Annotated in this window: 23 protein-coding genes; 16 read left to right on the plus strand and 7 right to left on the minus strand. The window is 46.4% G+C overall.

Going from position 1 to position 24,264, the window contains the following annotated elements:
• Positions 1-84: 84 nt before the first annotated feature.
• The 9 genes from THERU_RS00615 to THERU_RS00655 all read left to right on the plus strand — a co-directional run bounded on the left by THERU_RS00615 (position 85) and on the right by THERU_RS00655 (position 8,616).
• Positions 85-438, plus strand: a complete 354-nt coding sequence (locus THERU_RS00615) for a hypothetical protein (RefSeq protein WP_025305346.1) — start codon at positions 85-87, stop codon at positions 436-438.
• Between the two features lie 85 nt (positions 439-523).
• Positions 524-724, plus strand: coding sequence for a PLDc N-terminal domain-containing protein (locus tag THERU_RS00620; protein WP_025305347.1), 201 nt, complete (start codon positions 524-526; stop codon positions 722-724).
• Complete coding sequence (locus THERU_RS00625; RefSeq protein WP_025305348.1) at positions 721-1,281, plus strand: hypothetical protein; 561 nt, start codon at positions 721-723, stop codon at positions 1,279-1,281. Before THERU_RS00620 ends, THERU_RS00625 begins: the two co-directional genes overlap by 4 nt.
• Before the next feature lie 14 nt (positions 1,282-1,295).
• Positions 1,296-3,227, plus strand: coding sequence for a tetratricopeptide repeat protein (locus THERU_RS00630; protein WP_025305349.1), 1,932 nt, complete (start codon positions 1,296-1,298; stop codon positions 3,225-3,227).
• Between the two features lie 37 nt (positions 3,228-3,264).
• The gene (locus tag THERU_RS00635; RefSeq protein ID WP_038531934.1) at positions 3,265-4,506 is read left to right on the plus strand and encodes a S41 family peptidase; all 1,242 of its coding nucleotides are present in this window, start codon (positions 3,265-3,267) and stop codon (positions 4,504-4,506) included.
• Positions 4,503-5,507 carry a tRNA (adenosine(37)-N6)-threonylcarbamoyltransferase complex transferase subunit TsaD gene (gene tsaD, locus THERU_RS00640; RefSeq protein WP_025305351.1) on the plus strand — a complete coding sequence of 335 codons (1,005 nt, stop codon included), beginning with the start codon at positions 4,503-4,505 and terminating at the stop codon, positions 5,505-5,507. Before THERU_RS00635 ends, tsaD begins: the two co-directional genes overlap by 4 nt.
• On the plus strand, positions 5,504-6,889 hold the full coding sequence (locus tag THERU_RS00645; protein ID WP_025305352.1) for a TldD/PmbA family protein: 1,386 nt from the start codon (positions 5,504-5,506) through the stop codon (positions 6,887-6,889). Before tsaD ends, THERU_RS00645 begins: the two co-directional genes overlap by 4 nt.
• A 103-nt stretch (positions 6,890-6,992) precedes the next feature.
• The gene (locus tag THERU_RS00650; protein WP_156916215.1) at positions 6,993-7,763 is read left to right on the plus strand and encodes a slipin family protein; all 771 of its coding nucleotides are present in this window, start codon (positions 6,993-6,995) and stop codon (positions 7,761-7,763) included.
• Entirely contained in the window at positions 7,732-8,616 is an 885-nt protein-coding gene (locus THERU_RS00655; protein WP_025305354.1) for a DUF58 domain-containing protein, read from the plus strand. The genes THERU_RS00650 and THERU_RS00655 overlap by 32 nt, the downstream gene beginning before the upstream one ends.
• On the opposite strand, the gene pheA is transcribed toward THERU_RS00655, so the two are convergent.
• From pheA to lipA, 3 genes are read right to left on the minus strand one after another with little or no spacing between them, the layout of a single operon-like run.
• Positions 8,578-9,669 carry a prephenate dehydratase gene (gene pheA, locus THERU_RS00660; RefSeq protein WP_025305355.1) on the minus strand — a complete coding sequence of 364 codons (1,092 nt, stop codon included), beginning with the start codon at positions 9,667-9,669 and terminating at the stop codon, positions 8,578-8,580. The two genes, THERU_RS00655 and pheA, sit on opposite strands and share 39 nt — an antisense overlap.
• Positions 9,657-10,082 (minus strand): hypothetical protein, encoded by a 426-nt coding sequence (locus THERU_RS00665; RefSeq protein WP_025305356.1) that lies wholly within the window; start codon positions 10,080-10,082, stop codon positions 9,657-9,659. The genes pheA and THERU_RS00665 overlap by 13 nt, the downstream gene beginning before the upstream one ends.
• Entirely contained in the window at positions 10,082-10,915 is an 834-nt protein-coding gene (gene lipA, locus THERU_RS00670; protein WP_025305357.1) for a lipoyl synthase, read from the minus strand. Before lipA ends, THERU_RS00665 begins: the two co-directional genes overlap by 1 nt.
• Before the next feature lie 63 nt (positions 10,916-10,978).
• Here lipA and THERU_RS00675 point away from each other — a divergent pair, with 63 nt between their 5' ends.
• From THERU_RS00675 to THERU_RS00685, 3 genes are read left to right on the plus strand one after another with little or no spacing between them, the layout of a single operon-like run.
• A complete protein-coding gene (locus THERU_RS00675) occupies positions 10,979-12,553 on the plus strand; it encodes an IS200/IS605 family accessory protein TnpB-related protein (protein WP_025305358.1) in 1,575 nt (524 codons plus the stop codon).
• A gap of 37 nt (positions 12,554-12,590) precedes the next feature.
• Complete coding sequence (gene thrC / locus THERU_RS00680) at positions 12,591-13,649, plus strand: threonine synthase (RefSeq protein ID WP_025305359.1); 1,059 nt, start codon at positions 12,591-12,593, stop codon at positions 13,647-13,649.
• 33 nt (positions 13,650-13,682) lie between these two features.
• Entirely contained in the window at positions 13,683-16,712 is a 3,030-nt protein-coding gene (locus THERU_RS00685) for an efflux RND transporter permease subunit (protein WP_025305360.1), read from the plus strand.
• On the opposite strand, the gene THERU_RS00690 is transcribed toward THERU_RS00685, so the two are convergent.
• Positions 16,689-17,447, minus strand: a complete 759-nt coding sequence (locus THERU_RS00690) for a ribonuclease H family protein (protein WP_025305361.1) — start codon at positions 17,445-17,447, stop codon at positions 16,689-16,691. The two genes, THERU_RS00685 and THERU_RS00690, sit on opposite strands and share 24 nt — an antisense overlap.
• Before the next feature lie 50 nt (positions 17,448-17,497).
• Between THERU_RS00690 and THERU_RS00695 the strand changes: the two genes are divergently transcribed.
• The 4 genes from THERU_RS00695 to THERU_RS00710 are packed head-to-tail and all read left to right on the plus strand — an operon-like array spanning position 17,498 to position 22,344.
• The gene (locus THERU_RS00695; RefSeq protein WP_025305362.1) at positions 17,498-18,934 is read left to right on the plus strand and encodes an aldehyde dehydrogenase family protein; all 1,437 of its coding nucleotides are present in this window, start codon (positions 17,498-17,500) and stop codon (positions 18,932-18,934) included.
• Complete coding sequence (locus THERU_RS00700) at positions 18,927-19,760, plus strand: cytochrome c biogenesis CcdA family protein (protein ID WP_025305363.1); 834 nt, start codon at positions 18,927-18,929, stop codon at positions 19,758-19,760. The genes THERU_RS00695 and THERU_RS00700 overlap by 8 nt, the downstream gene beginning before the upstream one ends.
• Positions 19,761-19,777: 17 nt before the next feature.
• Positions 19,778-20,869: a 3-isopropylmalate dehydrogenase gene (leuB, locus tag THERU_RS00705; RefSeq protein ID WP_025305364.1), complete on the plus strand. Its 1,092-nt coding sequence runs from the start codon at positions 19,778-19,780 to the stop codon at positions 20,867-20,869.
• On the plus strand, positions 20,854-22,344 hold the full coding sequence (locus tag THERU_RS00710; protein WP_025305365.1) for a hypothetical protein: 1,491 nt from the start codon (positions 20,854-20,856) through the stop codon (positions 22,342-22,344). The genes leuB and THERU_RS00710 overlap by 16 nt, the downstream gene beginning before the upstream one ends.
• Here the strand turns inward: THERU_RS00710 and THERU_RS00715 are convergent.
• The 3 genes from THERU_RS00715 to fliD are packed head-to-tail and all read right to left on the minus strand — an operon-like array spanning position 22,331 to position 24,262.
• Positions 22,331-22,564 (minus strand): hypothetical protein, encoded by a 234-nt coding sequence (locus THERU_RS00715; RefSeq protein ID WP_025305366.1) that lies wholly within the window; start codon positions 22,562-22,564, stop codon positions 22,331-22,333. The genes THERU_RS00710 and THERU_RS00715 overlap by 14 nt on opposite strands.
• A complete protein-coding gene (gene fliS / locus THERU_RS00720) occupies positions 22,530-22,934 on the minus strand; it encodes a flagellar export chaperone FliS (RefSeq protein WP_025305367.1) in 405 nt (134 codons plus the stop codon). Before fliS ends, THERU_RS00715 begins: the two co-directional genes overlap by 35 nt.
• Positions 22,931-24,262, minus strand: a complete 1,332-nt coding sequence (gene fliD, locus THERU_RS00725; RefSeq protein WP_025305368.1) for a flagellar filament capping protein FliD — start codon at positions 24,260-24,262, stop codon at positions 22,931-22,933. Before fliD ends, fliS begins: the two co-directional genes overlap by 4 nt.
• Between the last annotated feature and the right edge of the window lie 2 nt (positions 24,263-24,264).

The raw sequence follows: 24,264 nt of genomic DNA on the forward strand, positions 1-24,264 counted from the left end.
CGAAAGTTTTTATAAACCCTGTCAGAAAATCCAAAGTTGAGCGGTTTTATAATAGATGTAAAATCACACAAGGGAGGTGGTAAAATGAAAAGAACCCTGCTTTTTATGTCTTTGCCAATAGCCCTAAGCCTTGCGGTTTCCTGTGGTAAGACAGATACCGCCAGCAAGGAAAAGAAAGACCGTATTTACTGCTTGGTTGAGGATTTGGATGACGACCTTAGCAAGTGTGATAACGGAGAAACCTTAGCCTTCTTTCCACCAAGCTGGGGAAATGAACAGTACCCACTTTATGCAGTCCTTCTCTTCTGCGACCTTGATAAGACAATTGTCCATACAAGAGGAGGAGTTATATGTAAGTTTGATAAGGCAAAGTGGCAAAGGTTTGTAGAACTATCTAAGAAAAATCAACAGCAAAATCAACAGGAAGGTGGAAAGTGATAGAATGCTTATCAAGGAAAAATGGCGTGTTTGTCAGATTTTTAAACAAAAGTTGGTTTCATAAAAACTATAAGGAGGTGAAGCCATGGACTTAGCAACTCTTATATTCTTAGCCTACTTAGCCCTTGTGATTTATGCCATAGTGCGTATAGCCAATGTGGAGTTTAAAAACAGCTGTGATAGGGTCTTTTGGTTTTTAGTAGTGTATTTTGTGCCTATAGTAGGGCTTATACTGTGGTTTGTATTCAGTGGCAAGTATATAAAAAAGGAAGGAGGTGAGGCATGAAAAGACTACTGACCTTTACCCTGCTTGTTTTCCTTAGCCTTTTTGCCTTTGCCCAGCAAAAGCCCGAGCCCTTTGGTCTGAAGTTGGGAATTAGCACAAAGGAAGAGACTATGAACGTTATAGCAAAGGAAGGTGGAAGGGTAGTAGATTCAGGGTATAAGGTAATAAAGGGAGATGTGGTAAATCCCAATGTAGAAGGAGTGGTTGTTAGAAGACTTCCCGTAGATAATCTGGTATCTGCTACTTTTTGGTTTTTCAAGGGAAAACTATACAAGATAGAATACCTCTTTCCGCTTTCTATGGAAAAGGAAGAGTTTTATATGGTTTACGAACAACTTAAGAAGAAGTATGGCAATCCCAGAAGGTATGTAAGACCTTATCTTGCAGATGGTATAGCGGAGTGGAACTTTGGAGATGTAAGAATGAGCTTAATAGCACCTTGGGTATCTCGGAGCATGTATCTGATCTACGAGCACACGCCCACCGCAAGGGAAGTAGAAAGGAGCGACCAAGAGGTCTTTGACAAAGAAACCGCAAAACCAAAAAGAGGACTATAAAAGGAGGTTAAACAATGAAAAGAGCAATAAGCCTTCTTTTCATCATCCTCAGCCTTTTTGCCTTTGAAAACTTTGCCTTTGCCCAGCCAGAAGTGGATGCGTGCTATAACTTCCATAAAGCTGGAGACTACAGAAGGGCTATAGAGGCTGGAAAGAGGGCTATTCAAAAGTATCCAAACAACATAGACGCACATTATTGCTTGGGAATAAGCTATAGAATGGTGGGAGAGTTTAAACTTGCTTTAGAGCATATGAAAAGGGCAGAAAGCTTAACTTCAAACAAAGAAGACTTGATGTATATCTACAATCAAATTGGATTGATTTACGATAGAATGGGCTACTTGGACGATGCACTTCTTTACTATAGTAGAAGCCTAAGTCTGGCAAGAGATTTGGGAAACAAAAGCATGCAAGCGTCAGTCCTGAATAACATCGCTGTGATATACGATAGAAAAGGTGAATTAGATAAAGCTTTAGACTTTTATGAAGAATCTTTAAGGTTGAAAACAGACGAAAAAGAAAAAGCTACCACTTACAACAATATTGCTATTATCTATGGCAATAAAGGCAACTATCAAAAGGCTGTGGAATACTTCCAAAAGGCGATAGAAGTAGAAGAAAGGTATGGGAATTATCACAGAGCTTCTATGTGGAAACTTAACCTTGGGGAGTTATACAGAAGAATGAAAGATTACGAAAAGGCGGAAAAATATATTCTGGAAGGTCTTGAGGGTGTAAAAAAGGTTGGTGATAAATACTGGGAGGCTGTGGCATATCACTATCTTGGTTGGCTATACAAAGACAAGGGAAACAAAAAGACTGCCAAAGATTACCTCACTCGTGCCTATAATCTGTATAAATCCATCGGTGCGGAAGGGAAGGCTAAGGAAGTCCTCTCTGATATACAAGAACTTGAAAAGCAAAGGGTGGCTGTATACGGTGGTGTGGAGATTGGGTCAAAGGGTGTGAAGGCTCAGGCTTACAGGATTGGTCTTAAGGGGGATGAGTTTTATGACCTGCAGGAGGTCTTTAGGGAAAGCATAAACACCACCATAATAGCTGGGGTAAAAGAGACGGGAGCTTTTTCTAAGGATGGTATAGAGGAAACTGCACAGGCGGTTAAGACTTTGATAGAAAAGCTAAAGGAAAGGGGTGTGCCCGGGGATAACATTTTTGTGGTGGCAAGTAGTGCTATATCCTCGGTGAAAAACAGGGATGAGTTGGCAAAAAGGGTGGAGGAACTCACGGGTTATAAGTTGGAGTTTTTGACGGTTAAGGATGAGGTGCTTTTTGGTATTGCGGGGGCTGTTCCGCCCAAGTATTTTTATAACTCCATCTTTGTGGATGTAGGCAGTGGAAACACAAAGATAGGATACCTTGAAAATGTGGGAGGCTCCATAAACGTGAGGAGCTTTGAAATTCCTTATGGGACTGTGAGCCTGACGGAGAGGGCAAGCAAGGGTAAAGATTTCAGAACGGAGTTGGTGGAGGTTTTGAGTAAAGAGGTGGAGCCTGTGCTCAAAAGGGAAGCCCAAAAGAACCCTGCTTATCTAAACAGGCAGAACGTTTTCTTGGTGGGTGGCATAGTTTGGGCTATAACTACTCTTCAAAAGCCGGGGCAGGTTGAAGAGGCTTATGTTAAGCTTAGCAGTTCGGATATAAGAAACTTCACGCTGACGATTCCTAAAAATACAGACAGAGTTTTAAATCCTGACCTTTCAAAGCTAAAGCCTGAGCTCAGGGACAAGGCTAAAAAGCAGATAGAAAAAGTAAAGGATGTTTTCAGTGTGGATAATCTTTATGCGGGTGGCATGCTTTTGGACAGCATTGGCAGAACCCTTAACTTTGAAAAAAGGAATTTGATATTCCCGAGGTACGGCAATTGGCTGGTGGGCTATGTGGTGTTGAGGGGATACCTTGAAGAAACGGAGGCGGTGAAAAAGTAATATACAGGGGTGATGTAGGTGTTATATTTTATAAAGCATGGGTACTCTGAACAGATTTAAGATCTTTGGTGTAGCCTTAATTACCTTTGCCCTTGGCTTTATAGTTGGCTTTGCCTCCCAGGGTAAGCAGTCTGAGGACGAATACAAATACCTAAGAATGTTCACCGATGTTCTCCGAATCATAAAGGAAAACTATGTGGAACCGGTAAGTACAAAGGATCTCATATATGGTGCCTTGAACGGAATGACCAAATCCCTGGACCCCTTCTCCACCTTTTTCACTCCTAAACAGTACGAGAGCTTCAGGCAGGAGACGGAGGGTGAGTTTGGTGGTGTGGGCATTGAGATCGGCATGGAAAAGGGAAGGCCTGTTGTAATATCGCCCATTGAGGGAACGCCCGCCTTCAAAGCAGGCATAAAGCCCGGAGATGTGATCCTTGAGATAGATGGTGAGGACACCTCCAACATGAGCCTTATAGATGTGGTGCAAAGGATAAGGGGAAAGGTGGGTACAAAGGTTCAGCTGACCATACACAGGAAGGGAATGGAAAAACCTATGAAGATAGAGCTTGAGAGGGCTCTTATAAAGATTGAGAGCGTAAGGTGGACCACCTTGGGAGATGTGGGTTACATAAAGCTATCCCAGTTTAACGAAAATGTTGGCGTTCAGGTGGAAAAGGCCCTTAAAGAACTGACCTCCAAAAGGGTTAAAGGTATTATCCTTGACCTGAGGAACGACCCGGGTGGGCTTCTCAGCGAGGCGGTTAATGTGGCAAGCCTTTTCCTCCCCGAGGGTAAGTTGGTGGTTTATACAAGAGGCAGGAACGGAGAAACTCAAAAATACTTTGCCAGAAGGAAGCCTGTGGTGCCCGACAATCTTCCGGTAATAGTTCTCATAAACAAGGGTTCTGCCAGTGCCTCCGAGATCGTGGCGGGTGCCCTCCAAGACTACAAAAGGGCGATCATACTGGGTGAAAAGTCCTTTGGCAAGGCTTCTGTTCAGAACATAATACCCTTGGAGGATGGCTCTGCCTTGAAGCTAACAGTAGCCTATTACTACACACCCTTGGGTAGGCTCATCCACAACAGGGGCATAGTTCCAGATGTTCAGGTAGCGATGGACGAAAAGCAGGAAGAGGCACTACAAGAAGCCATAAGGCAGAAAAAATTGGAGGGCAAGAGTGGATTGATACTTCTTCCCGAGAAGGATCCCCAGCTGAGCAAGGCAATAGAACTTATAAGGTCCGGGCAAGCCCTCAAAAGGGTGGCTAACCTATGATTACCTTGGCGGTGGAAACCTCCTGCGACGAGACTGCACTGGCCATATACTCAGATAAGGAAGGTATTATAGGGGAGGTTCTGCTATCTCAGGCAAAGGTGCACGAGCAGTTCGGGGGAGTGGTCCCAGAACTCTCCGCAAGAGAGCACACCAAGAACCTTTTACCCTTGCTTAAGGTTCTTTTAGACAGAACTGGCTTTGACCTAAAGAGGGTAGATTTCATATCCTTTACCCTTACCCCTGGACTGATCCTGTCTTTGGTGGTGGGTGTGTCCTTTGCAAAGGCTTTGGCGTATACCCTGAAAAAGCCCTTAGTGCCCGTCCATCACTTAGAAGGACACATATACTCTGTCTTTGTGGAAAGACCCATTGAAGAGCCCTTTTTGGCTTTGGTGGTTTCTGGAGGGCACACGGACCTTTACCTGGTGGAAGGATTTGGTAAATACAGGTTCTTGGGTGGCACCTTGGACGACGCAGTGGGTGAAAGTTATGACAAGGTGGCAAGGCTCATGGGACTTGGATACCCGGGAGGTCCCATAATTGACCGTCTGGCAAGGCAGGGAGAGCCCAAGTATCCACTGCCCAGGCCGATGATTGATGATCCTAGCCTGAACATGTCCTTCAGTGGGCTAAAGACTGCAGTACGAAAGATCGTAGAAGGTGGGAACTATTCCAAAGAGGACCTTTCTGCATCCTTTCAGCGGGCGGTTTTGGACGTTTTAGAGGCAAAGCTCCTGAAGGCAGTAGAACTCACGGGTGTAAAGAGGGTTGCTGTGGTAGGGGGCGTCTCTGCTAACAGTGAGCTCAGGGAAAGATTTCAAAAGCTCACAGAAAAGGGCATAATCTCCGCATACATACCCCATCCAAGGCTATCCACCGATAACGCGGTGATGATTGCCTATGCGGGCATAGAGAGGTTCAAAAGGGGTATTACCGCTCCAGAGGATATAAACCCAGAGCCCAACATACCCTTAGAAACCTTTGGGAGGTATTGGTCGTGAGCGCAAAGGAACTTATAAAGGAAAAGGCGGGCTATATACTTTCTAACCTACTTTCCCAGGGTGGAGAGTATGGAGAGATCTTCTATGAGCGGTCCCGCACCTGCCGGATGCAATTAGAAGACAACAAGATTGACAAGGTTCAGTGGGGAGAAGAAGAGGGTGTTGGTATAAGGCTAATAAAGGGAGGGAAAACCTATTATGGCTACACCACGGAGATCACCTACGAAAACCTTTTGGAGATTGCAAAGACCTTGGCAAGGGGGCAGGGGCATGGACCCGTAGCCATAGGTAAAAGGCACATAAAGGGCTGGACTTTAACTCTTATAGACCCGGATGAAATGAGCCTTAGCTACAGGGCGGAGCTTTTGCACAGGGCTAACCAGAAGGCAAGGAGCTACGGAGATAAGATAAAGCAAGTGCTCGCAGTCCTTATGGACAAAACCCGGGACATAATGATAATAAACTCCTTTGGTGAGTGGGCGGAGGACCTACAAAAGAGGGTAGTCTTTTTTGTGGAGGTGGTGGCGAGCGACGGAAACACCTTGCAGAGGGGTTATGAGTCTGTAGGTGGCACAAAGGGTTTTGAAATTTTTGAGGAAACACCCCCAGAGCTGGTGGCGGAAAAGTCCGCCAAGAGGGCCCTTTTGATGCTCTCTGCGAAGCCTGCCCCTGCGGGGCAATTTACCGTGGTGCTCTCTGGAGAGGCGGGAGGAACCATGATCCACGAGGCTGTTGGACATGGCTTAGAGGCAGACCTTGTACAAAAGGGGCTCTCTGTGTATAAGGGAAAGCTGGGGCAGAAGGTGGCCAGTGAGTTGATCACAGTCATAGACGATGGCTCTCTCGTAGGAAAGAATGGACACTTTGTGGTGGATGACGAAGGGGTGCCTTCCCAAAGGACAGTTCTTATAGATAAGGGCTACTTGGTGGGATATATGTATGATCGGCTAAGCGCTATGAAGGAGGGTAAAAGCTCCACAGGAAACGGCAGAAGGCAAAGCTACGCCCACATACCCATGGTGCGTATGACCAACACCTACATAGCTGCCGGTAAGGACAACCCGGAGGATATAATAAGGGATACAAAGAAAGGTGTTTATGTGGTTAAGATGGGTGGAGGGGAAGTGAATACGGTGACCGGAGACTTTGTCTTTGAGATCATGGAGGGGTATATGATAGAGAACGGAGAGATCACCTATCCCATAAGGTCTGCTACGTTGATCGGCAATGGTCCAAAGGTTCTTCAGGATGTGGACGGAGTAGGATGGGACTTGGGCTGGAGCATTGGCACCTGCGGTAAAGACGGACAGGGGGTACCCGTATCAGATGCCCAACCTACCATAAGGGTCAAGTCCTTAACCTTGGGCGGAACGGAGGTTTGAAATGAAGGGCATCCTTGATCTTATACCTTTTATAATTTTTATAGTTATTGTCCTCCTTTCCATCTTTGGGGGAGAGGCTTTAAAAATTTTGGGAGGTTTAGTCATGGATTTTTCACCACTCATAGTAATAGCCATACTGGTGGTTATCTTTTTGGCTGCTTCCCTAAGGATAGTGCCCGAGTATCAAAGGGCGGTTATATTCCGTTTGGGAAGGGTAATAGGTGCCAAGGGACCGGGTCTCTTTATACTGATTCCCATAATAGACCGAATGGTAAAGGTGGACCTCCGGACTGTCACTTTGGATGTGCCCACCCAGGATATCATCACAAAGGACAATGTGTCTGTTAGCGTGGATGCGGTGGTTTATTTTAGGGTAGTGGACCCGGTAAGGGCAATCGTAGAGGTGGAAAATTATCTTTATGCCACCTCCCAGATAGCCCAAACTACCCTCAGGAGCGTCTGCGGTGCGGTGGAGCTGGATGAACTTCTCTCGGAGAGGGAAAAGCTAAACTTACAGCTTCAGGAGATCATAGACAGGCAAACGGACCCTTGGGGTGTAAAGGTTGTAGCGGTGGAGCTCAAAAGGATTGACCTTCCGGAGGAGCTAAGGCGTGCTATGGCAAGGCAGGCGGAGGCAGAAAGGGAAAGGAGGGCAAAGATCATAACCGCAGAGGCAGAATACCAAGCAGCGCAGAAATTGGCAGACGCAGCCCAAATCCTTGCATCTCAGCCTTTAGCCCTCCAGCTAAGATACTTAGAAACCATACAGAACGTGGTCTCAAAGCCCGGAAACACGGTTCTTATACCATTGCCCATAGAGATGCTCTCCTATTTTGCTAAGGATGGTTCAAAGGTACAGGGTCAAGGTCAATAGGGCGGGCGTCTTTTTCACAGGGGTGACCATATTCCTTGGCGTATCCGCGGTAAATACCTCCAACAATCTGCTCTATTTGGTGGTCTCCTTTTTGCTCTCCTTTATGCTACTCTCGGGCATGCTTTCCCTTTACAACCTGAAGGGTTTGAGCCTTGAGCTCATACCACCCAAGGAGGTTTTTGCCCAAAGGGCTGAGAACTTTAAACTCATCCTAAAAAATCAAAAGAGATTTCCCTCCTTTAGCCTTTCGGTGGAGGCACAGGGCTCAAGGGCTTTCTTTCCCATTCTGAAAAAGGAGGAGGTGGGCTTTATAACCTTAAAGTTTCCAAGAAGGGGCTACTATGACAAAATATCCGTTAAGGTTTCCTCCTCCTTTCCCGTGGGGCTCTTTGAGAGGTTCTTCTACATGGATGTTCCCGTAAACTTGATGGTCTATCCTTACCCTATAGCTGTTTCAAAGAATATAAGGGTGGAGGGTTTGCAAAGGGGAGAATGGCTAACCGTTGGAAGAAGAAGGGGTTATGAGCATCTTCATTCCGTCAGGGAGTATATGGGGGAACCCGTAAAGCTTATCCACTGGAAGTTGTCCGCAAAGGTTGGAAAGCTCTACGTTAAGGACTTTTTGGCGGAGGAGAGCCCGCCGGTGGTTCTAAGCTTGGATATGGTGGATGGTGGCTTAGAGGATAAGCTTTCAAAGTTAACCTATCTGGTCTTGGAGTATTCAAAAAAGGGCACGCCAGTGGGCTTAAGGCTGGATGGTGTTTACCTTGAGCCTGCCTTGGGTGAAGAGCACAAAAGAAGGATGCTCAGAGAGTTAGCCCTCTTCGGTGATAGCCCTAGGGTAAGAGCCTAATACCTTTACCATCTGGGTTCTCTCTTTTAGCATCTCAAGGGCTAACCTCACATTCTCGTCCTCAATGTGTCCCTCCACGTCCGCAAAAAAGACATAATCCCAAGCCTTTTTCTTTGATGGTCTTGATTCAATCTTTGTAAGATTTACTCCGTATTTGTAAAAACTCTCCAGGGCTTTATAAAGGGCTCCTACCTCATCCCTGACCGCAAAGAGAATGCTGGTTTTATCTTTGCCCGTTCTTTTCATATCCCTTTTGCCAAGCACCAAAAAGCGTGTGTAGTTGCTGAGGTTATCTTGAATGTTTTCCGCCAGTATGTTTAGGTGATAGGTGTAGGAGGCAACCTCGCTGGCTATTGCAGCGCTTCCTTCCCTTTCCAGAACGATCTCGCAAGCCCTTGCGGTGCTGTCGGTCTCTATTAGCTTGGCATGAGGTAGGTTCTTTTCAAGCCAGTTTCTGCACTGGGCAAGTGCCTGTCTATGGGAATAGACCTCCTTTATCTCCTCCAAGCTTCTGCTCGTTGAAAGAAGGTGCAGTTTTATGGGTATTACCACCTCCCCTACGATCTTTACGCTAAATTCTAAGAACATGTCCAAGGTGTAATTGACTACTCCTTCTGTGGTGTTTTCCACCGGAACCACGCCGTAATCTACCCTTTCCGTTTCAACCTCCACAAAGACATCCCTTATAGTGGGAACGGGTATATAATAGGCAGAAAGTCCAAAGTGTTCCAAGCTCGCTTGATGGGTAAAGGTTGCCTTTGGTCCAAGGTATGCAACCCTTAGCTCTTTTTCCAAAGAGAGGCACGCGGACATAATCTCCCTAAAGACATGCTTTACCGCTTCTGAAGGAAACTCTTCTCCATAGAGCTCCTTGTTCAGTTTTACCAGCCTATCTATAACCTCCCTCTCCCTTTCGGGTGAATGGATCTCCAAGTTGAGCTGTTTTTTTATTTCTCCAATGGACTTGGCAAGCTTAGCCCTTTTATTGAGTAGCTTTAGTATTTCTTCATCTATAACATCAATTTCAGCCCTGAGCCTTTTTATCTCTTCCATAGGAAGGAAAGATACTTGGGCTTGCTCTTTAGATGCTCCAGCAGAAGGTGGTTTTCTCTGCTTTTTTGTCTCCAGTGCTTTCTCCTTTTTCTATAAATTTCCCTTAGATATTCCTTTAGTTTTAGGCTCGGATATTTGCCCTTGGCAACCTTGTGCAAATGCCACCACCACTTTTCTATGGGCTGGCTTTCATCGTCCTCCAAGGGCTCATCGCTGGATTCCATGAGCTCTATGAACCTGTGTACGTTTTGAAATAGCTTTCTGTCTGCCTTGATCACGTATGGGCTTTCTTCCAAACCCTCCTGATGGATCCTCTCCCTCAGGGAAATTATAAAGTTGGGATAGCCCACTCCATAGTTCAGAAGCATTTCTAACTCTGCGAAGTAGATGTAATCAATCTCTAAGCTTACCATTAGAGATAATTATAAAACACTCTCTCTGCCATATAGGAGCTTCTAACATTGGGACCACTGAAGACATGGCTAAAGCCCAGGCTGAGGGCAATCTCTTTTAACCTTTCAAACTCCTCTTGGGTGTAAAGCTTAACCACTGGGTGATGCCTCTTGGAAGGTTGGTAATACTGCCCAATGGTTAACACATCACACCCTACCCTTCTTAGATCTTTCATAACTTCCACGATCTCTTCCTCCCTTTCTCCAAAGCCCAGGATGAGGGCAGACTTGGTTATGATGTTTGGGTTGAGTTCCTTTGCCCTTTTTAAAAGTTCTAAGCTTCTTTGATAATCCGCACCCTTTCTGACCCTCTGATATAGTCTTGGTACCGTTTCCACATTGTGGGCTAACACATCGGGCTCCGCCAAGAGGACAGTTTTTAAAGCTTGGTGAGAGCCACCAAAATCGGGCACAAGAACCTCCACCTTGATGTTCTGGATGTTTTCCTTTAAGACCCTTATGCATTTGGCAAACTGTCCTGCTCCACCATCCTCCAGGTCATCCCTGGTGGGGGAGGTGATTACCACATACCTGAGGTTTAAAGTCTTAACCGCTTCCAAAAGGCGGTAGGGCTCCTCTGGGTCCAGGGGTTCCGGATTTCCCCTCTTTAAGTTGCAAAAACTGCAAGCCCTCGTGCATTGATTTCCAAGGATCATAAAGGTGGCAGTGCCGGAGCCAAAGCATTGAGAGATGTTGGGACATCGGGATTCTTCGCAGACGGTATGTAGGCTTGTCCTTCTTAAAAGGGCCTTCAGTTGGTGGGTTTTGCTCAAAACCAAAAGGGGCTTAGCCATTAGGACAATATTATCACAGAACCCATTGACACACAAGAGTTTTAAGGCTAAAATCTAAGCTTAATGTTTGTTAGCTTACAGTTCAAGCTTGAAATGAAAAAGGAAGACAAAGAAAAACTCATAAAGCTAATGCGCAAGCAATCCTCCGCCATCCGAGTTGCATACAACATGCTAAAGGAGTTGGAAAAAGAGAAAACAAAAAATCCACACGCCCAAATATACCACAGACTAAGACAGCTATTTCCTGAGTTGCCAACAAGATACATTGACTCAGCCATTTACAAAGCTAAACAATATCCCACCGATAAACCAGTGGTGTTTGGAAGCAAAAGACTTTTTGAAAAACTCTGTAAAAACCACCTTACAGGGAAAGCAAGGGAAAAACTTAAAAAACAATGGAGAGAATTAAGACAGGGAACATTGATTGCCATAGGTTCAAAACATAAAACCGCACAGGGTAATCTACTACTCAGGTTTACGGAACTGAATGGAAAACTGCATCTAAGAATTACCACAGGAAGCAGAGAGTTTATCTACGCCAAAGTGTTAAGAGAACCCAGCAACAGCAAAGACAAGTGGCTCACCTTTATGGCTATGCTTTTAGAAAGCTGGCAAACAAAAAACTACTTTGCCTATACAGTGGAGTTAAAGCTAAGAGATGGAGAGATTTATGGGAGTGTATCCTTTGAAATCCCAATGCCTAAAGTGAAACACACAAAAGAGAACGGAGTAATAGCCATAGACATAAACGCATCACCCATACACTTAGCCATAGCGGAAGTGTCAAAAACTGGAGAACTACTAAGCTATCAAACAATCAGCTTACACCACCTTTTAGGACTTTCTCAAAACAGCAAAGACCATCAGGAGTGGATATTAGCCCATCGGATAGTAGATTTAGCCATTCAGAAAGGTAAAGCAATAGCAATAGAAAACCTAAAGAAACTCAAAAAAGGAATGCGTGGAGATGGGAAAGCTGAGTTAAGAAAAAGACTTCATCAGTGGAACGCCAAAAAGTTTTTGCAAAAGCTAAAAAGGGTAGCAATGTTAAAGGGAGTGGAAGTGATAGAGGTCAATCCTGCCTATACATCAATCATAGGCATGCTAAAGTATGCACCACAGTTGCACATAGACAAAGACGTAGCGGGTGCTTATGTGATAGGAAGAAGGGCACTGGGCTTTAAAGAGGACATGCCTGAGAATTACGAAAGGCTGCTAAAAGACAAAGCATATTTAGAGTTTGCCCTAAAGAGGTATGAAAAAAGGGAAGAGGAACTTAGAGAACTTACAGAGAAGGAAAGCAACGAATACAAGAAAAACGCACTAAAAAGCGAACTAAGGAGTGTAGAGAATGCAAGAAAGCTATTAATCAATCTCATACAAAGCCTTCAGAGTGAGCCAAGCTCCTGTGAGGGAGCCAATGGAAGGAATCCCAAGCAGGGAAGGGTGGCAAAAACTACCCTTCAAAGTGCTTGGCAAGTTCTGAAGGTAGCCCTCCTCTTCCCTATTCTTGGAAAGGTCTTACCAAGGGACCTTTCCCCTCTGAAGCCAGTGTTGGTGGAAGGGTTGTGGGATAGGGTGAGGAGTAGGTTAGTTCCCTTAGAGGCTGGGGGGACGGTCCCAACAAGGGATTTTTAGAACAGCCTCCGGGTTATAATTATTGTGTAGCTTGCTCATGGATTATTGGAAAGGTATCATACACCATTACAGAGAATACCTGCCAGTGAATGAGAACACTCCCATCATCACCCTCTATGAGGGAAACACTCCCCTGGTGCACGCCCAAAACTTGGCAAGGGAGATTGGCTTTAAAGGGGAGATATTTTTAAAGTACGAGGGGCTAAACCCTACAGGTTCCTTTAAGGACAGGGGCATGACCTTGGCTATTTCCAAGGCGGTGGAGGCAGGAAAGAAGGCAGTTATTTGCGCATCTACGGGGAACACTTCCGCTTCTGCCGCTGCGTACGCTGCAAAGGCTGGTCTTAAGGCTTATGTGCTTTTGCCGAAGGGTGCGGTAGCGTTGGGAAAGCTCTCCCAGGCGGTGATCTATGGAGCACAGGTGATTGCCATTCAGGGTACCTTTGACGACGCTTTGGAGATTGTCCGGAAGCTTGGGGAGATTTTGCCGGTGGAGGTGGTAAATTCTGTAAATCCCTACCGTATTGAGGGACAAAAGACGGGAGCCTTTGAGGTCTGCGATGCCCTTGGCTTTACACCCGATTATCACTTTATACCCGTTGGCAACGCGGGCAACATCACCGCCTACTGGAAGGGCTACAAGGAGTATTACCAAAGGGGAAAAATTGAAAAACTGCCCAAGATGATGGGATGGCAAGCGGAGGGTGCTGCGCCCATAGTGAAGGGCTACCCAATAAAAAACCCACAAACCATAGCCACCGCCATAAAGATCGGAAATCCCTACAGCTGGCAATCCGCCCTGCAAGCTGCAAGGGAATCGGGAGGGCTCATTGATGCGGTTAGCGACGACGAAATACTCTACGCCTACAAGTTGGTGGCTTCAAAGGAGGGGATCTTCTGCGAGCCTGCCTCCGCCGCATCGGTGGCGGGGTTAATAAAGCTCTGCAGGGAAGGGTTCTTTAAAGGGGGTGAGGTGGTGGTATGCACCCTGACGGGCAATGGACTAAAGGACCCAGACACCGCCATGAAGGTATGCCAACAGCCCATAAGCTTACCACCGGTTTTGGAGGAGGTGTTAAAGCTCATAGAAATCTAATATACCGACTGGTCGGTTGGTTATAATAGCCCTATGTATAAATTTTTCATAACTAGACCCGTCACCTCCTGGATGTTTATGATCTCCTTTATCCTCTTGGGTCTTTATTCACTGCGAAACATTCCCATAGACAGATTGCCCGATGTGGATTTTCCTACTGTTTCAATAGTAACCACCTACCCGGGGGCAGACCCAAGCGTGGTGGATGTGAACGTAACGAGGGTAATAGAGGACCAAATATCCACCATAAGCGGTATAGAAGCCATAACTTCTCAGAGTTTTTCCGGTATATCTCGGATCATCATTACCTTCTCCCTTGAGAAGGATATAGACGTGGCAGCGCAGGAGGTTAGGGATGCGGTTCAAAGGGCTATGAGAAGGCTCCCGGAGGGTGTGGACCCGCCCGTGGTCAGAAAGGTGGATACATCCTTGGCGCCAATATTAGCCATTCTACTTCACTCAAAAACTGCAGACTATCAGACCTTAGCCTACTGGGCGGACAAGGTCATAAAAAGGGATTTTGAACGGATAGATGGCGTAGGGCAGGTGGATTTGGGGGGCTTTAGGGACAATGTAATGTGGGTTAGGATAGACCCACAGAAACTATACTCAAGGAATCTCTCCATCCAGGATGTAATAGAAGCTATCGCCAAAAACCATCTGGACGCACCCGCGGGCGCCATCTACGGCAAAGAGAGAGAATACATAATAAGGCTTTACGGCAAGGCAAAGGATGCAAAGGAGCTTGAAGAAATCGCCATCACTCCAAACCTGAAACTCAGGGATGTGGGCTATGCGGAGTTCGGAGAGGATGAAAAGAGAGGAATGGCAAGGTTCATGGGAGAGCAGGCGGTTGCCCTCATCATATACAAGCAGTCAAAAACCAACACGGTGGCGACCGCAGAAAAGGTTAAGCAAAGAATGGAGTATTGGAACAGGCAACTTCCCCCCGGCATGCGTATGGACATTACCTTTGACTCAAGCGTTTTCGTCAAGGACAGCGTCAAGGCAGCCATAGAGGAGATCATCATAGGAAGCCTTTTAACTGCGGTGGTAGTCTATTTCTTCCTCGGAAGCTTAAGGCTAACCCTCGTGCCCATATTTGCCATACCAATAACCCTTTTGGGAACGGTCTTTTTCCTGTACCAAACGGGGCAGTCTTTGAACACCTTTACGTTGCTTGCCCTTGCGGTGGCTGTGGGTATAGTCATAGACGACGCCATAGTGGTGTTAGAGAGCATATACAGAAGGAGAAAGGAAGAAGGGCTATCGCCCATGGAGTCCGCAATAAAAGGGACCCGTGTGGTGGTGTTTGCCCTCCTTGCATCCACCGCCTCTTTGGTGATCGTGTTCATTCCTATAGTGTTCCTGAAGGGAGTGGTGGGCAAACTCTTTGGGAGCTTTGCTTTAACCTTGATCGTAGCCATAGCCCTCTCCTACTTGGTGGCCATAAGCTTTACGCCTATGGCTGTTGCCCGTCTGGTGGACAAGGTAGGAGAAGAAAACCCATTTACGAGGGCTTACGCCCGCTTTGAGGCTTTCTTTGACAAGCTTTTGAGGTGGTCCTTGGAGCACAAGTTGGTGGTGGTGGGTCTTTCTCTTGTAAGCGTGTTAGTTGGTTTTCAGTTTTTGAGAATGGTAAAAAAGGAGTTCTTTCCTCTTGTGGATGAGGGGAGGTTTTTGGTAAGGTTTGAAACGCCCGTAGGTTCCTCCTTTGAATATACGGAGCAAAAAACCAGGGAGGTAGAGGAAGTTATCAGGAAAAATCATTATGTGGATCGTTTTGGCTTGGCTATGGGACAGGGTGTAGCTGGCAGGCCCACCCTCAATGGTGGTTTAGCCTTTGTCTATCTAGTGGATAGGAGTAAAAGACCCCACCAGAGGGAAGTGATGGAGATGATGAGGAGGGAGCTGGCAAAGATAAGGGACATCAGGGTAAGTGTGGAGTCTGCGGGCATTATAGGTCCTGCGGGCGGTAGGCAGGTGGACCTGCAGTATGTAATAAAGGGTCCGGACATAGAGGAACTTCAAAGGATCTCGGAAAGATTAATAGCAGAATTCAGAGGAAGGCAAGGCTACAGGGACGTAGACACGGACCTGAGACTAAACGAACCTCAAGTGCATGTGAAGGTAAAGAGGGAAAAACTGGCAGACCTTGGGCTGAGCGTGGAGCAGATTTCCAACACCCTTAATGTCCTCTTCGGTAAATTCCAGCTGGGTACCTACGAGCTGGGTTCTGAGAGTTACAAACTTTACGTAAAGGCGGTCCCCGAGTTTGTTCAAAACATAGAAAACCTAAAAAAGGTCTATTTGAAGAACTTCAGAGGTGAGCTGGTGCCCTTAACGGAGGTGGTGGAGATACAAGAAACCACCGGCTATCAGGTGCTAAACAGATACAACAGGCAGTATTCTTTTTCCTTCTTTGCCAACCTTTCTGGCGAAAAGTCTTTGGCGGATGCGGTGGCGGAGCTTGAAGGATGGCTCAGGGCTAACCTTCCTCCCGGTTATACCTTTGAGGCAACCGGTCAGGCAAAGGAGTTTGCCCGTTCCTTCCAAGGGCTAGGCTTTGCCCTCATCTTTGCTCTGGTGGGCGTTTATATGGTTTTGGCATCCCTCTTTGAGAGCTACAGGCATCCCTTTACGGTGCTCGTGATGGTGCCCTTGGCGGTTATGGGTGCCTTTGGTCTCTTGATACTTACAAATACCTCTTTGAGCGTTCCCTCCTACTTTGGCGTGATACTGTTGGTTGGGATCATAGTCAGGGACGCGGTGCTGTTCATTGAGAGAATAATCCAGCTTAGGAAGGAAGGACTCCAAACAAGGGAAGCCATCCTTCAGGCAAGAAGGGAAAGGCTAAGACCCATTCTGATGACCACCGTAACCATAGTTTCCGCACTGTTGCCCGTAGCCCTGGGGCTTACCGCCGGTGCAGAGTTAAGAAAGCCCTTAGCTTTGGTGGTTATAGGTGGTATCTTTACCGGTCTTCCACTCAGCTTGTTCCTACTGCCCGTTCTTTACGAGACCTTTGACAGAATTAAGCTAAGAAAGAAAGAAAACCTTTAGATACCTTTCCTTATCCTTTATTTTTCTTGCAAGCTCCATTGCCTCTTTGCTTGCCCCCTTTGGTAGATTGTGTTTTTCCAGCCACCTTAAAAACTCAGCCCTTGCCTTCATGCTGGCACAGGCAACCTCCACCTTTTCCTCCGCTTTGTGTTCAAAGGATACCAAACTGCCAAAGGGACTTCGGTGGGAATAAGCATCCACCGTGATCTTGGCGGAGGGCTCCTTGGAAAGTATTTCTTTTATCAGCTCCCTGTATGCCCAATCTAAAATCCTGTTTAGGTTTTTTCCCTCGCTGTGGAGGCGGTTTAGCTCCAGAGGTTCCAAAACCTTGCAGTAAAACTCTACGTACCTTTCTAACATGGGAAGTTTTTTGAAAAGCTCTCCGTCTTGGATCTTTTTTGAATCCTTTGGTGCTAACTCAAGGACCTTGTGAAAGTTCTCCGGTCTAATTAGGGCACAGCAGACCACCAAGGGACCAAAAACATCCCCCTTGCCCGCCTCGTCGCAACCCACCAGAATACCCTCCGCTCGCACCAAAGCCAAAATCTCATCCTTCAAGCTTTCGGGATAATCCCCCTGAAGTAGCACACTGCCCGAAGGATAAAGGGTAATGTAAGCCTTGCCATCGGTAAAGCTGGCGTAGGCGTTTGGGACATCCCTTTTTTGAAAGCCCTTTTTGAGCAAAAGCTCCACCGCTTTTTGTAGATACTCTTTGGGAAGCTTTATAGAGGGCATTCAAAAATTATAGCCACTTTCTAGCCTCGTGTGGATTAAAATTTAGCACTATGATTGAGAAAAGGCTTATTTTGGGTGGAGAGTTTGTAAAAACAGATAACCTAGTGGAGATAAAGTATCCCTACACTCAGGAGACTGTTGCCAAGGTGTGCTTTGCTACGGAGGAGGAAGCCCTCAGGGCGGTGGAAATTGCCAAAGAGGGTGCAAAAGAGATGGCAAAGCTTACACCCTACGAAAGGTACAACTTGCTTATGAAAGCTGCCAAGCTCTTGGAGGAGAGGGCTGAAGAGTTTGCAAGGACCTTGGTCTTGGAAGTGGGAAAGACCATAAGAGAGGCAAGGACGGAAGTTCAGAGGGCTATCCAGACCCTCCTCTTTTCTGCGGAGGAAGCCAGAAGAATAGGTGGCGAGGTCATTCCCATAGATGCACATCCCAACGGAAGAGGAAAGTTTGGTTTTTATGTAAGGGAGCCGGTGGGCATAGTAAGTGCCATCACACCCTTTAACTTTCCGTTGAACCTTTCTATGCACAAGGTTGCTCCTGCCCTGGCGGCGGGTAATGCGGTTATCCTAAAGCCATCCGAGAGGACACCTTTGACCCCTCTGATGCTGGGAGAAATACTCCTTGAGGCGGGCTTTCCACCATCCGCCATTTCTGTGCTACCGGGCTTTGGAGAGGTAGGCAAGGTTATAACCACCCATCCGGATGTGAGGGTTGTTTCCTTTACGGGTAGCAGGAAGGTGGGTGAAATAATAGCCAGACAGTGCGGAATAAAAAAGCTTGTCCTTGAGCTTGGCTCCAACTCCGCCATAGTTTTGCACAAGGATGGAGACCTCCAAAAGGCTGTCCAGAAAACTGTCCTTGGTGGATACGCCATAGCGGGGCAAGTTTGCATCTCCGTTCAGAGGGTTTTTGTCCACGAAGACCTGTTTGAAGAGTTTCTGCAAAAGCTCTCCTCCGAGGTGGAAAAGCTCCGGGTGGGAGACCCTATGGACGAGAGGACCGATGTGGGTCCCATGATCTCTCCCGCTGAAGTGGAAAGAATTCAAAGCTGGATAGACGAGGCATTGCAGATGGGCTCAAAGCTCATAACTGGGGGTGTTGCTTGCGGTGATAAGGTTTCTAGTGTTCTGGCACCTACGGTGGTTAGCCTTGTTCCACCAAATGCCAAGCTTTTTAGAGAGGAAGCCTTTGCACCGGTGGTGGTAGTCAATCCTTACAGAGATGTGGAGGAAGCCATCAACTTGGTCAATGACTCCGACTACGGCTTACAGGTGGGTGTGTTTACTCAAAGTATAGACACCGCTTGGGCTTTTATAAAGGGCATAAAGGCGGGCGGAGTACTCATAAACGAGGGTCCCAACTTCCGGGCAGACCATATGCCCTACGGTGGCGTCAAGTTCTCGGGTGTAGGAAGGGAAGGTCCAAAGTACGCCATAGAGGACTATACGGAAATCAAGATGGTTATATTTAACCTCAATGGGTGAAGTTTCTTTATTTATAGCCTTTACTGCGGGCGTTTTGTCCTTTTTGTCTCCATGCGTTTTGCCTATTGTCCCGGGCTATCTTTCTTACCTTTCTGGTGTGGTAGGTGCGCAGGAACAACCCAAGGGCTTTAACTTCAAGGTATTTCTTGCTTCCATCCTCTTTGTTCTTGGTTTTTCCTTGGTCTTTACCCTCCTTGGGGCATCCGCCACCACTGTGGGGCAGTTTCTTAGAAGCTACCAGGACCTCATAGCCAAGGTGGGTGGCGGTGTGGTGGTTTTCTTTGGTCTTCACTTTGCGGGAGCCTTTTTGAGACCGAACTTTTTAAGGGAAATTCTTGGCTTTTCTGCCTTTTTAATAGCCCTTTACCTTTTTTCCGCCGTAAGCCAAAAACTGCTCTTTGACCTGCTTGGCATAGTACTGATAGTTTTGTTTTTGTATGCCTTTGGTGTTCATGAAAAGCTATACGCCCAAAAAAGGCTTGAGGTAAAAGCCGGAGGTATTCCCATCTTTGGTGCCTTTTTAGTAGGCACTTTCTTTGCCTTTGGTTGGTCTCCCTGCATTGGACCAGTTCTTGGAAGCATTCTACTTTATGCATCCCAACAGGAGACTGCCACGCAGGGTGCCATGCTTTTGTTTTCTTACTCCATGGGCTTGGGTATTCCCTTTGTGGTGGCTGGAGGCTTACTCTCCTTGTTTTTGGGATTTGTGAGGAGCTTTGGAAGGTTCTTTGGTGTGGTAGAACTTGTAGGTGGCTTAGCCTTGATAATTCTGGGTGTGCTTTTGACCACTGGGTACCTTTCAATGCTTGCAAACCTCAGTTTTTAGATGCTAAAATTCTTTAAATGGCAGTCTACAAGATAGCAGTTTTAAAGGGAGATGGAATAGGTCCAGAGATCGTAAATTCAGCCCTTAGGGTTCTGAAAAGGTTGGGAGAGCTCTCCGGTGTTAGCTTTGAGTTTGAGGAGGGCTTGATCGGTGGCATAGCCATAGACCAAAAGGGCGAGCCATTACCTCAGGAGACCTTGGAACTTTGCCTAAAGGCAGACGCAGTCCTTTTGGGTGCGGTGGGTGGACCCAAGTGGGATAACCTGCCCACATCCAAAAGACCCGAGAAGGGACTTTTGCAAATAAGGAAGGCTTTGGACCTCTATGCAAACCTCAGACCAGCCAAGGTTTATGAACCGCTCATCTCCGCATCACCGTTGAAAGAGGAAGTAGCCAGAGGCACAGACTTCATAGTAATAAGGGAACTAACGGGGGATGTGTATTACGGAGAGCCAAGGGGCATCTTTATTGAGAACGGAAAGAGGGTGGGAATAAACACCATGAAATATACAGAGGACGAAATAAGAAGGGTGGTTAAAAAGGCTTTTGAGGTTGCCCTCAAGAGGAGGAAAAAACTAACCAGCGTGGATAAATCCAATGTGCTTGAGGTTAGCGGTCTCTGGAGGGACATTGTAGAGGAGGAGAAAAAGAACTACCCGGACGTAGAGGTGGAACACCTTTACGTGGATAACTGTGCCATGCAGATCGTCAGAAGACCATCCTCCTTTGACGTGATCGTTACGGGCAATATCTTTGGAGACATCCTCTCCGACGAGGCGGCAGTTATAACGGGCAGTTTGGGTATGCTACCTTCCGCAAGCCTTGGGGAAAAATACGCCCTTTATGAGCCAGTGCACGGCTCCGCTCCAGACATTGCAGGCAAAGGCATAGCCAACCCAATAGCAACCATCCTCTCCACCGCCATGATGCTGAGATATTCTTTTAACTTGGAAAGGCTGGCGAGTGCCATAGAGAGGGCAGTGGAACTTACCCTACAGAAGGGCTACCGAACTCCCGACATATACTCAGAGGGTTGCATAAAGGTGGGAACTGAGCAGATGACAGATGCTATAATAAACTCACTGGAGGAGATATGGGAAGGCTTATAGTTCTTTTTATGCTCTTTTCCGCCATTGCCCTCTCCCAAGACTTAAAGGAAAGTTTAAAAGCCTTCTTTGGAAGGGAAGGCTATGTGCTAAAGGTAGAGGGAAACAAGATTTTGGTGGATGTAAAGGACCTAAAAAAGGGAGAGGAGCTCGTGCTTTTTAGGGAGGGCAAGGAGATTATCCACCCAGTAACCAAGCAATCTTTAGGTAAAGAGTTAGAGAAGGTTGGAAGGGCAGTGGTGGAGGAAGTGGGACAGAACTTTTCGGTGGCAAGGCTGGTAGAGGGTAAGGACGTCAAGGTTGGAGACAGGGCAAGGGTAGATATAAAGAGCGTATGCTTTGAAGGTTCCGAGGAGGGCTTCTTTTTGGTTAGCTCAGCCTTTCCCAAGGTGGAAAAGGGGAAAAACTGCCAATATGTGATAAAAGAGTTTGAAAGGGGCTACGGCGTTGAGTTTAACGGTTCTGCAGTAGCCTTCTTTGAAAAACAGACCTTTAGTATGCCAAGAGCAAGCTTAGAAGACCTTAACTTGCTGGTTAGAGGTAAGTTTGTTAAGCAATTTTCAGGACTGCCCATCTCTGCGGATGTGGGAGATGTTTTTGGGGATGGAAGGGAATATTTGGTGGTTCTTTACTCCAACAGGGTAGAGGTCTATGAAATTTTAACCAGGGACATACTTTTAAAGGCTTCCTATCCTCTGCCCGCCGGTGTGGCGGTGTCTCTCACGACCGCAAAGGTGGGCGAGGAAAAGAGGGATTACATACTTGTAAGCATGATTTCTGGTGGCAAGGCAAGCTCGGTGATTTTAAAGGTGGTGGGTGGCGTCTTTGTGCCCGTGGTAAAGGACGTTCCCTATCTTTTTGGTGTCTTGGATAAGTCAAGACCAAAGGAGACCTTTTTGGGGCAGAGGTTTGAAACTGGCAAAGGTTTTGGCAACGTGGTAAGGCTCAGTTTGGAGGGAGATAAGCTAAGAGAGACGGGCGCCTTTTTAGCGCCACGGGGATTTCGTATTGATTCTGCCTTCTATTACAAAAACTATCTGGTTTTTGTGGATAGCTCTGGTAGGCTAAAAGTTTTTGAAGGGGATTCAGAGGTTTATTCTTCAGAGGTGGGCTTTGATGGTTCTTATGCCAGCGTAGAGTTGACAGTAGAAGGGAGGGGAAACTTCGTCTTTTATCCAAAGGCGGGCGTGGTAAGCGTGTTGAACTTTAACTTTGCCCTGGTGCCCAAAAACACTGCGGGGTCCATACTCAAGTTCCTCGACGTGCTTAAGTTCTCCCGTGGTGAGCTGGTGATGTTGGGAGAACAGAAGAAGAGTTTGATCTTTTCCAAAACGGTGAGGGGAAGTGAGTTTGTGGAGGCTATCCAATCGGTGGTAAGCACAAGGGACGGAAGGGTTTTTGTGATCACAGGAAGGGTTGGCACCATACCAGTTCAGAACAAAGGAGAGTTGTACGAGCTTGAGTTCAGACTCCTTTGAACTTTCTAAGGTTTATAAGGCTCTGAGCCAAGGCGTTTTTGTAATCCTCTGCAAGGGCTATCAGATGCTCCACCAATCTTAGAATTTCCTCTAGTTCTTCCTTTTTTAGCCCTTCGAGGGAAAGTTCAGAGAATTCCTGCAATTTTTCAAGGGCTATGTCTATCTGCCTTTCCTTCAGGGCTAACTCACACTCCAGGAGCAACCTTTTGAGCTTTTCCATAATGGATCCTTTCCACCTCCTCCCAAGCGGACTTTAAGTTTTTGAGAATTTTTATCACCTTTTCCAACCTTTCCTTGTCTTCCTTTAGCATCTGGTAGGTCAGTTCGTCCGTAAGAGATCTGTATATTTCCCTTAGGTTTTTTGCGATCTCTCCACCCTTTTCCATATCAAGGACTGCATCCAACACACTTATTATTTCCAAAGCCCTTCCTATCTCCTCATACTTGCTTTTTTGCATGTCAAAGTCTTCTGTGTCTCCTATCTCAAGGGCGTTCTCAAGGCAGTTTATAGCCTTTTCGTAGAGCATTATAACGAGCCTTACTGGGTTTGCGTTTGCCACCATGTTTTCAAGATAGGGATTGTTTATCATCTTCTACCTCCTTGCATTTCCGACAGGGATACTATAAAGTTCTTTATACGGTCCATCGTTTCTTGGGCTTGGTTCATGAACATTTCTACCTTTGAAAACTCAAGCTTTAACCTTTGTTCTTCCTGTAGGAGTTGTTCTCGAAACTTTGCCATATTCTGGGTCAATCTATCTATCCGGGATTGATAATCGCTTATGAAAGACTGAAAGTCTATCCTTGCCCTTTCCAAGTAGGATCCATAGTTGGTTTTTACGGTCTCCACCAAGCGTCTTAACTCCTGAGGGTCTTTATTTGCCAGTTCATCTATTGCAGAGCTGTTGAAAGTTAGGGTTCCATCTTCGTTGTAGCTAACTATGCCATACTTAAACAAGGGGTCAAGCATGCCCGCAAGGGAGTTTTTAACACCTGTAATAATCTGGTCTCCCTGAAATAGCCCCTTGTCTTTGTCTGTCATCTCATTTACCTGCTTAATCACCGCGTTGTATTTGGCAACAAAGTCTGCAAAAAAGTTCCTGACCCTTGAATAGTCATCTACAATGGACACAGTTGCATCTCCTGTGGCTTTTAGTTCAAGGGTTAAACCGGGCAAGAGGTTTTCTATCCTGTTGGTGGGGCTTTGGACGATTGTGGTCCCAACTTGGACCTTTGCGTTTTTAGCCTGTTGGAGAGGTGTATCGTCAAGGTCAGATTGACCGTTTATAACCAAACCGGAGGTGGAGATAACATAAGTACCTGCATTCGCATCCGTTTCTACGGTAGACAAAGCCTCGCCCTTTTCCGAAAGCATGAGCTTATACTGGCTCCCATCGTAAAAAACGCTTGCTATTATTTTGCTTTCTGCAGATTTGTTAATCTTATCCACTAGGTCTTTGAGGGTGCCCGACCCTCCCTCTACGGTAAAGGTCTCCACATCCTCTGGGTTTGGACCTTTTTTGTAGGTTATGGTAAAAGCAGACCAACTTATGTTGGAACCAAGGTCAGAAACACCCCCTTTGGAAAGTCTAACTTCCTTTGAAGAGAGCTGAATTACGCTTAAGTTAAGGGTAACGTTTGGTGTTTCCGCAGTGGCTGTGGCTGTCAGGACATTGGTGTTGGAAGAGTTTGCAGATTTTGATTTAAAAAAGTCATCCACCGAAAGGTTTGAAAAGAGATTGTTGAAGGCGTCTATGGAGTTTGCAAGCTTTGAAAGGCTCTCCTGCTTAGCCTTTAGCTGATTTGCCTCATTAGCCATTCTCTCAAGGGGCAAAGACTTCAAGCGAAGAAGCTGGTCCACTATATAGCCCCAGTCAAGCTTACCAGTCAAGTTGCTAAAGTATATTTCCCCAGCCATTT

Source organism: Thermocrinis ruber, from assembly GCF_000512735.1.
Classification (GTDB): domain Bacteria; phylum Aquificota; class Aquificia; order Aquificales; family Aquificaceae; genus Thermocrinis; species Thermocrinis ruber.

Bases quoted from the DNA above. Each gene is read 5' to 3' on its own strand.
- THERU_RS00700 (WP_025305363.1), top strand. From the start codon at position 18,927: ATGGGTGAAGTTTCTTTATTTATAGCCTTTACTGCGGGCGTTTTGTCC.
- fliS (WP_025305367.1), bottom strand. From the start codon at position 22,934: ATGATAAACAATCCCTATCTTGAAAACATGGTGGCAAACGCAAACCCA.
- THERU_RS00665 (WP_025305356.1), bottom strand. From the start codon at position 10,082: ATGGTAAGCTTAGAGATTGATTACATCTACTTCGCAGAGTTAGAAATG.
- THERU_RS00630 (WP_025305349.1), top strand. From the start codon at position 1,296: ATGAAAAGAGCAATAAGCCTTCTTTTCATCATCCTCAGCCTTTTTGCC.
- THERU_RS00710 (WP_025305365.1), top strand. From the start codon at position 20,854: ATGGGAAGGCTTATAGTTCTTTTTATGCTCTTTTCCGCCATTGCCCTC.
- pheA (WP_025305355.1), bottom strand. From the start codon at position 9,669: ATGGAAGAGATAAAAAGGCTCAGGGCTGAAATTGATGTTATAGATGAA.
- fliD (WP_025305368.1), bottom strand. From the start codon at position 24,262: ATGGCTGGGGAAATATACTTTAGCAACTTGACTGGTAAGCTTGACTGG.
- THERU_RS00615 (WP_025305346.1), top strand. From the start codon at position 85: ATGAAAAGAACCCTGCTTTTTATGTCTTTGCCAATAGCCCTAAGCCTT.
- THERU_RS00685 (WP_025305360.1), top strand. From the start codon at position 13,683: ATGTATAAATTTTTCATAACTAGACCCGTCACCTCCTGGATGTTTATG.
- THERU_RS00690 (WP_025305361.1), bottom strand. From the start codon at position 17,447: ATGCCCTCTATAAAGCTTCCCAAAGAGTATCTACAAAAAGCGGTGGAG.
- leuB (WP_025305364.1), top strand. From the start codon at position 19,778: ATGGCAGTCTACAAGATAGCAGTTTTAAAGGGAGATGGAATAGGTCCA.
- THERU_RS00695 (WP_025305362.1), top strand. From the start codon at position 17,498: ATGATTGAGAAAAGGCTTATTTTGGGTGGAGAGTTTGTAAAAACAGAT.
- thrC (WP_025305359.1), top strand. From the start codon at position 12,591: ATGGATTATTGGAAAGGTATCATACACCATTACAGAGAATACCTGCCA.
- THERU_RS00650 (WP_156916215.1), top strand. From the start codon at position 6,993: ATGGATTTTTCACCACTCATAGTAATAGCCATACTGGTGGTTATCTTT.
- THERU_RS00675 (WP_025305358.1), top strand. From the start codon at position 10,979: ATGTTTGTTAGCTTACAGTTCAAGCTTGAAATGAAAAAGGAAGACAAA.
- THERU_RS00635 (WP_038531934.1), top strand. From the start codon at position 3,265: ATGGGTACTCTGAACAGATTTAAGATCTTTGGTGTAGCCTTAATTACC.
- THERU_RS00625 (WP_025305348.1), top strand. From the start codon at position 721: ATGAAAAGACTACTGACCTTTACCCTGCTTGTTTTCCTTAGCCTTTTT.
- THERU_RS00715 (WP_025305366.1), bottom strand. From the start codon at position 22,564: ATGGAAAAGCTCAAAAGGTTGCTCCTGGAGTGTGAGTTAGCCCTGAAG.
- THERU_RS00655 (WP_025305354.1), top strand. From the start codon at position 7,732: ATGGTTCAAAGGTACAGGGTCAAGGTCAATAGGGCGGGCGTCTTTTTC.
- tsaD (WP_025305351.1), top strand. From the start codon at position 4,503: ATGATTACCTTGGCGGTGGAAACCTCCTGCGACGAGACTGCACTGGCC.
- lipA (WP_025305357.1), bottom strand. From the start codon at position 10,915: ATGGCTAAGCCCCTTTTGGTTTTGAGCAAAACCCACCAACTGAAGGCC.
- THERU_RS00620 (WP_025305347.1), top strand. From the start codon at position 524: ATGGACTTAGCAACTCTTATATTCTTAGCCTACTTAGCCCTTGTGATT.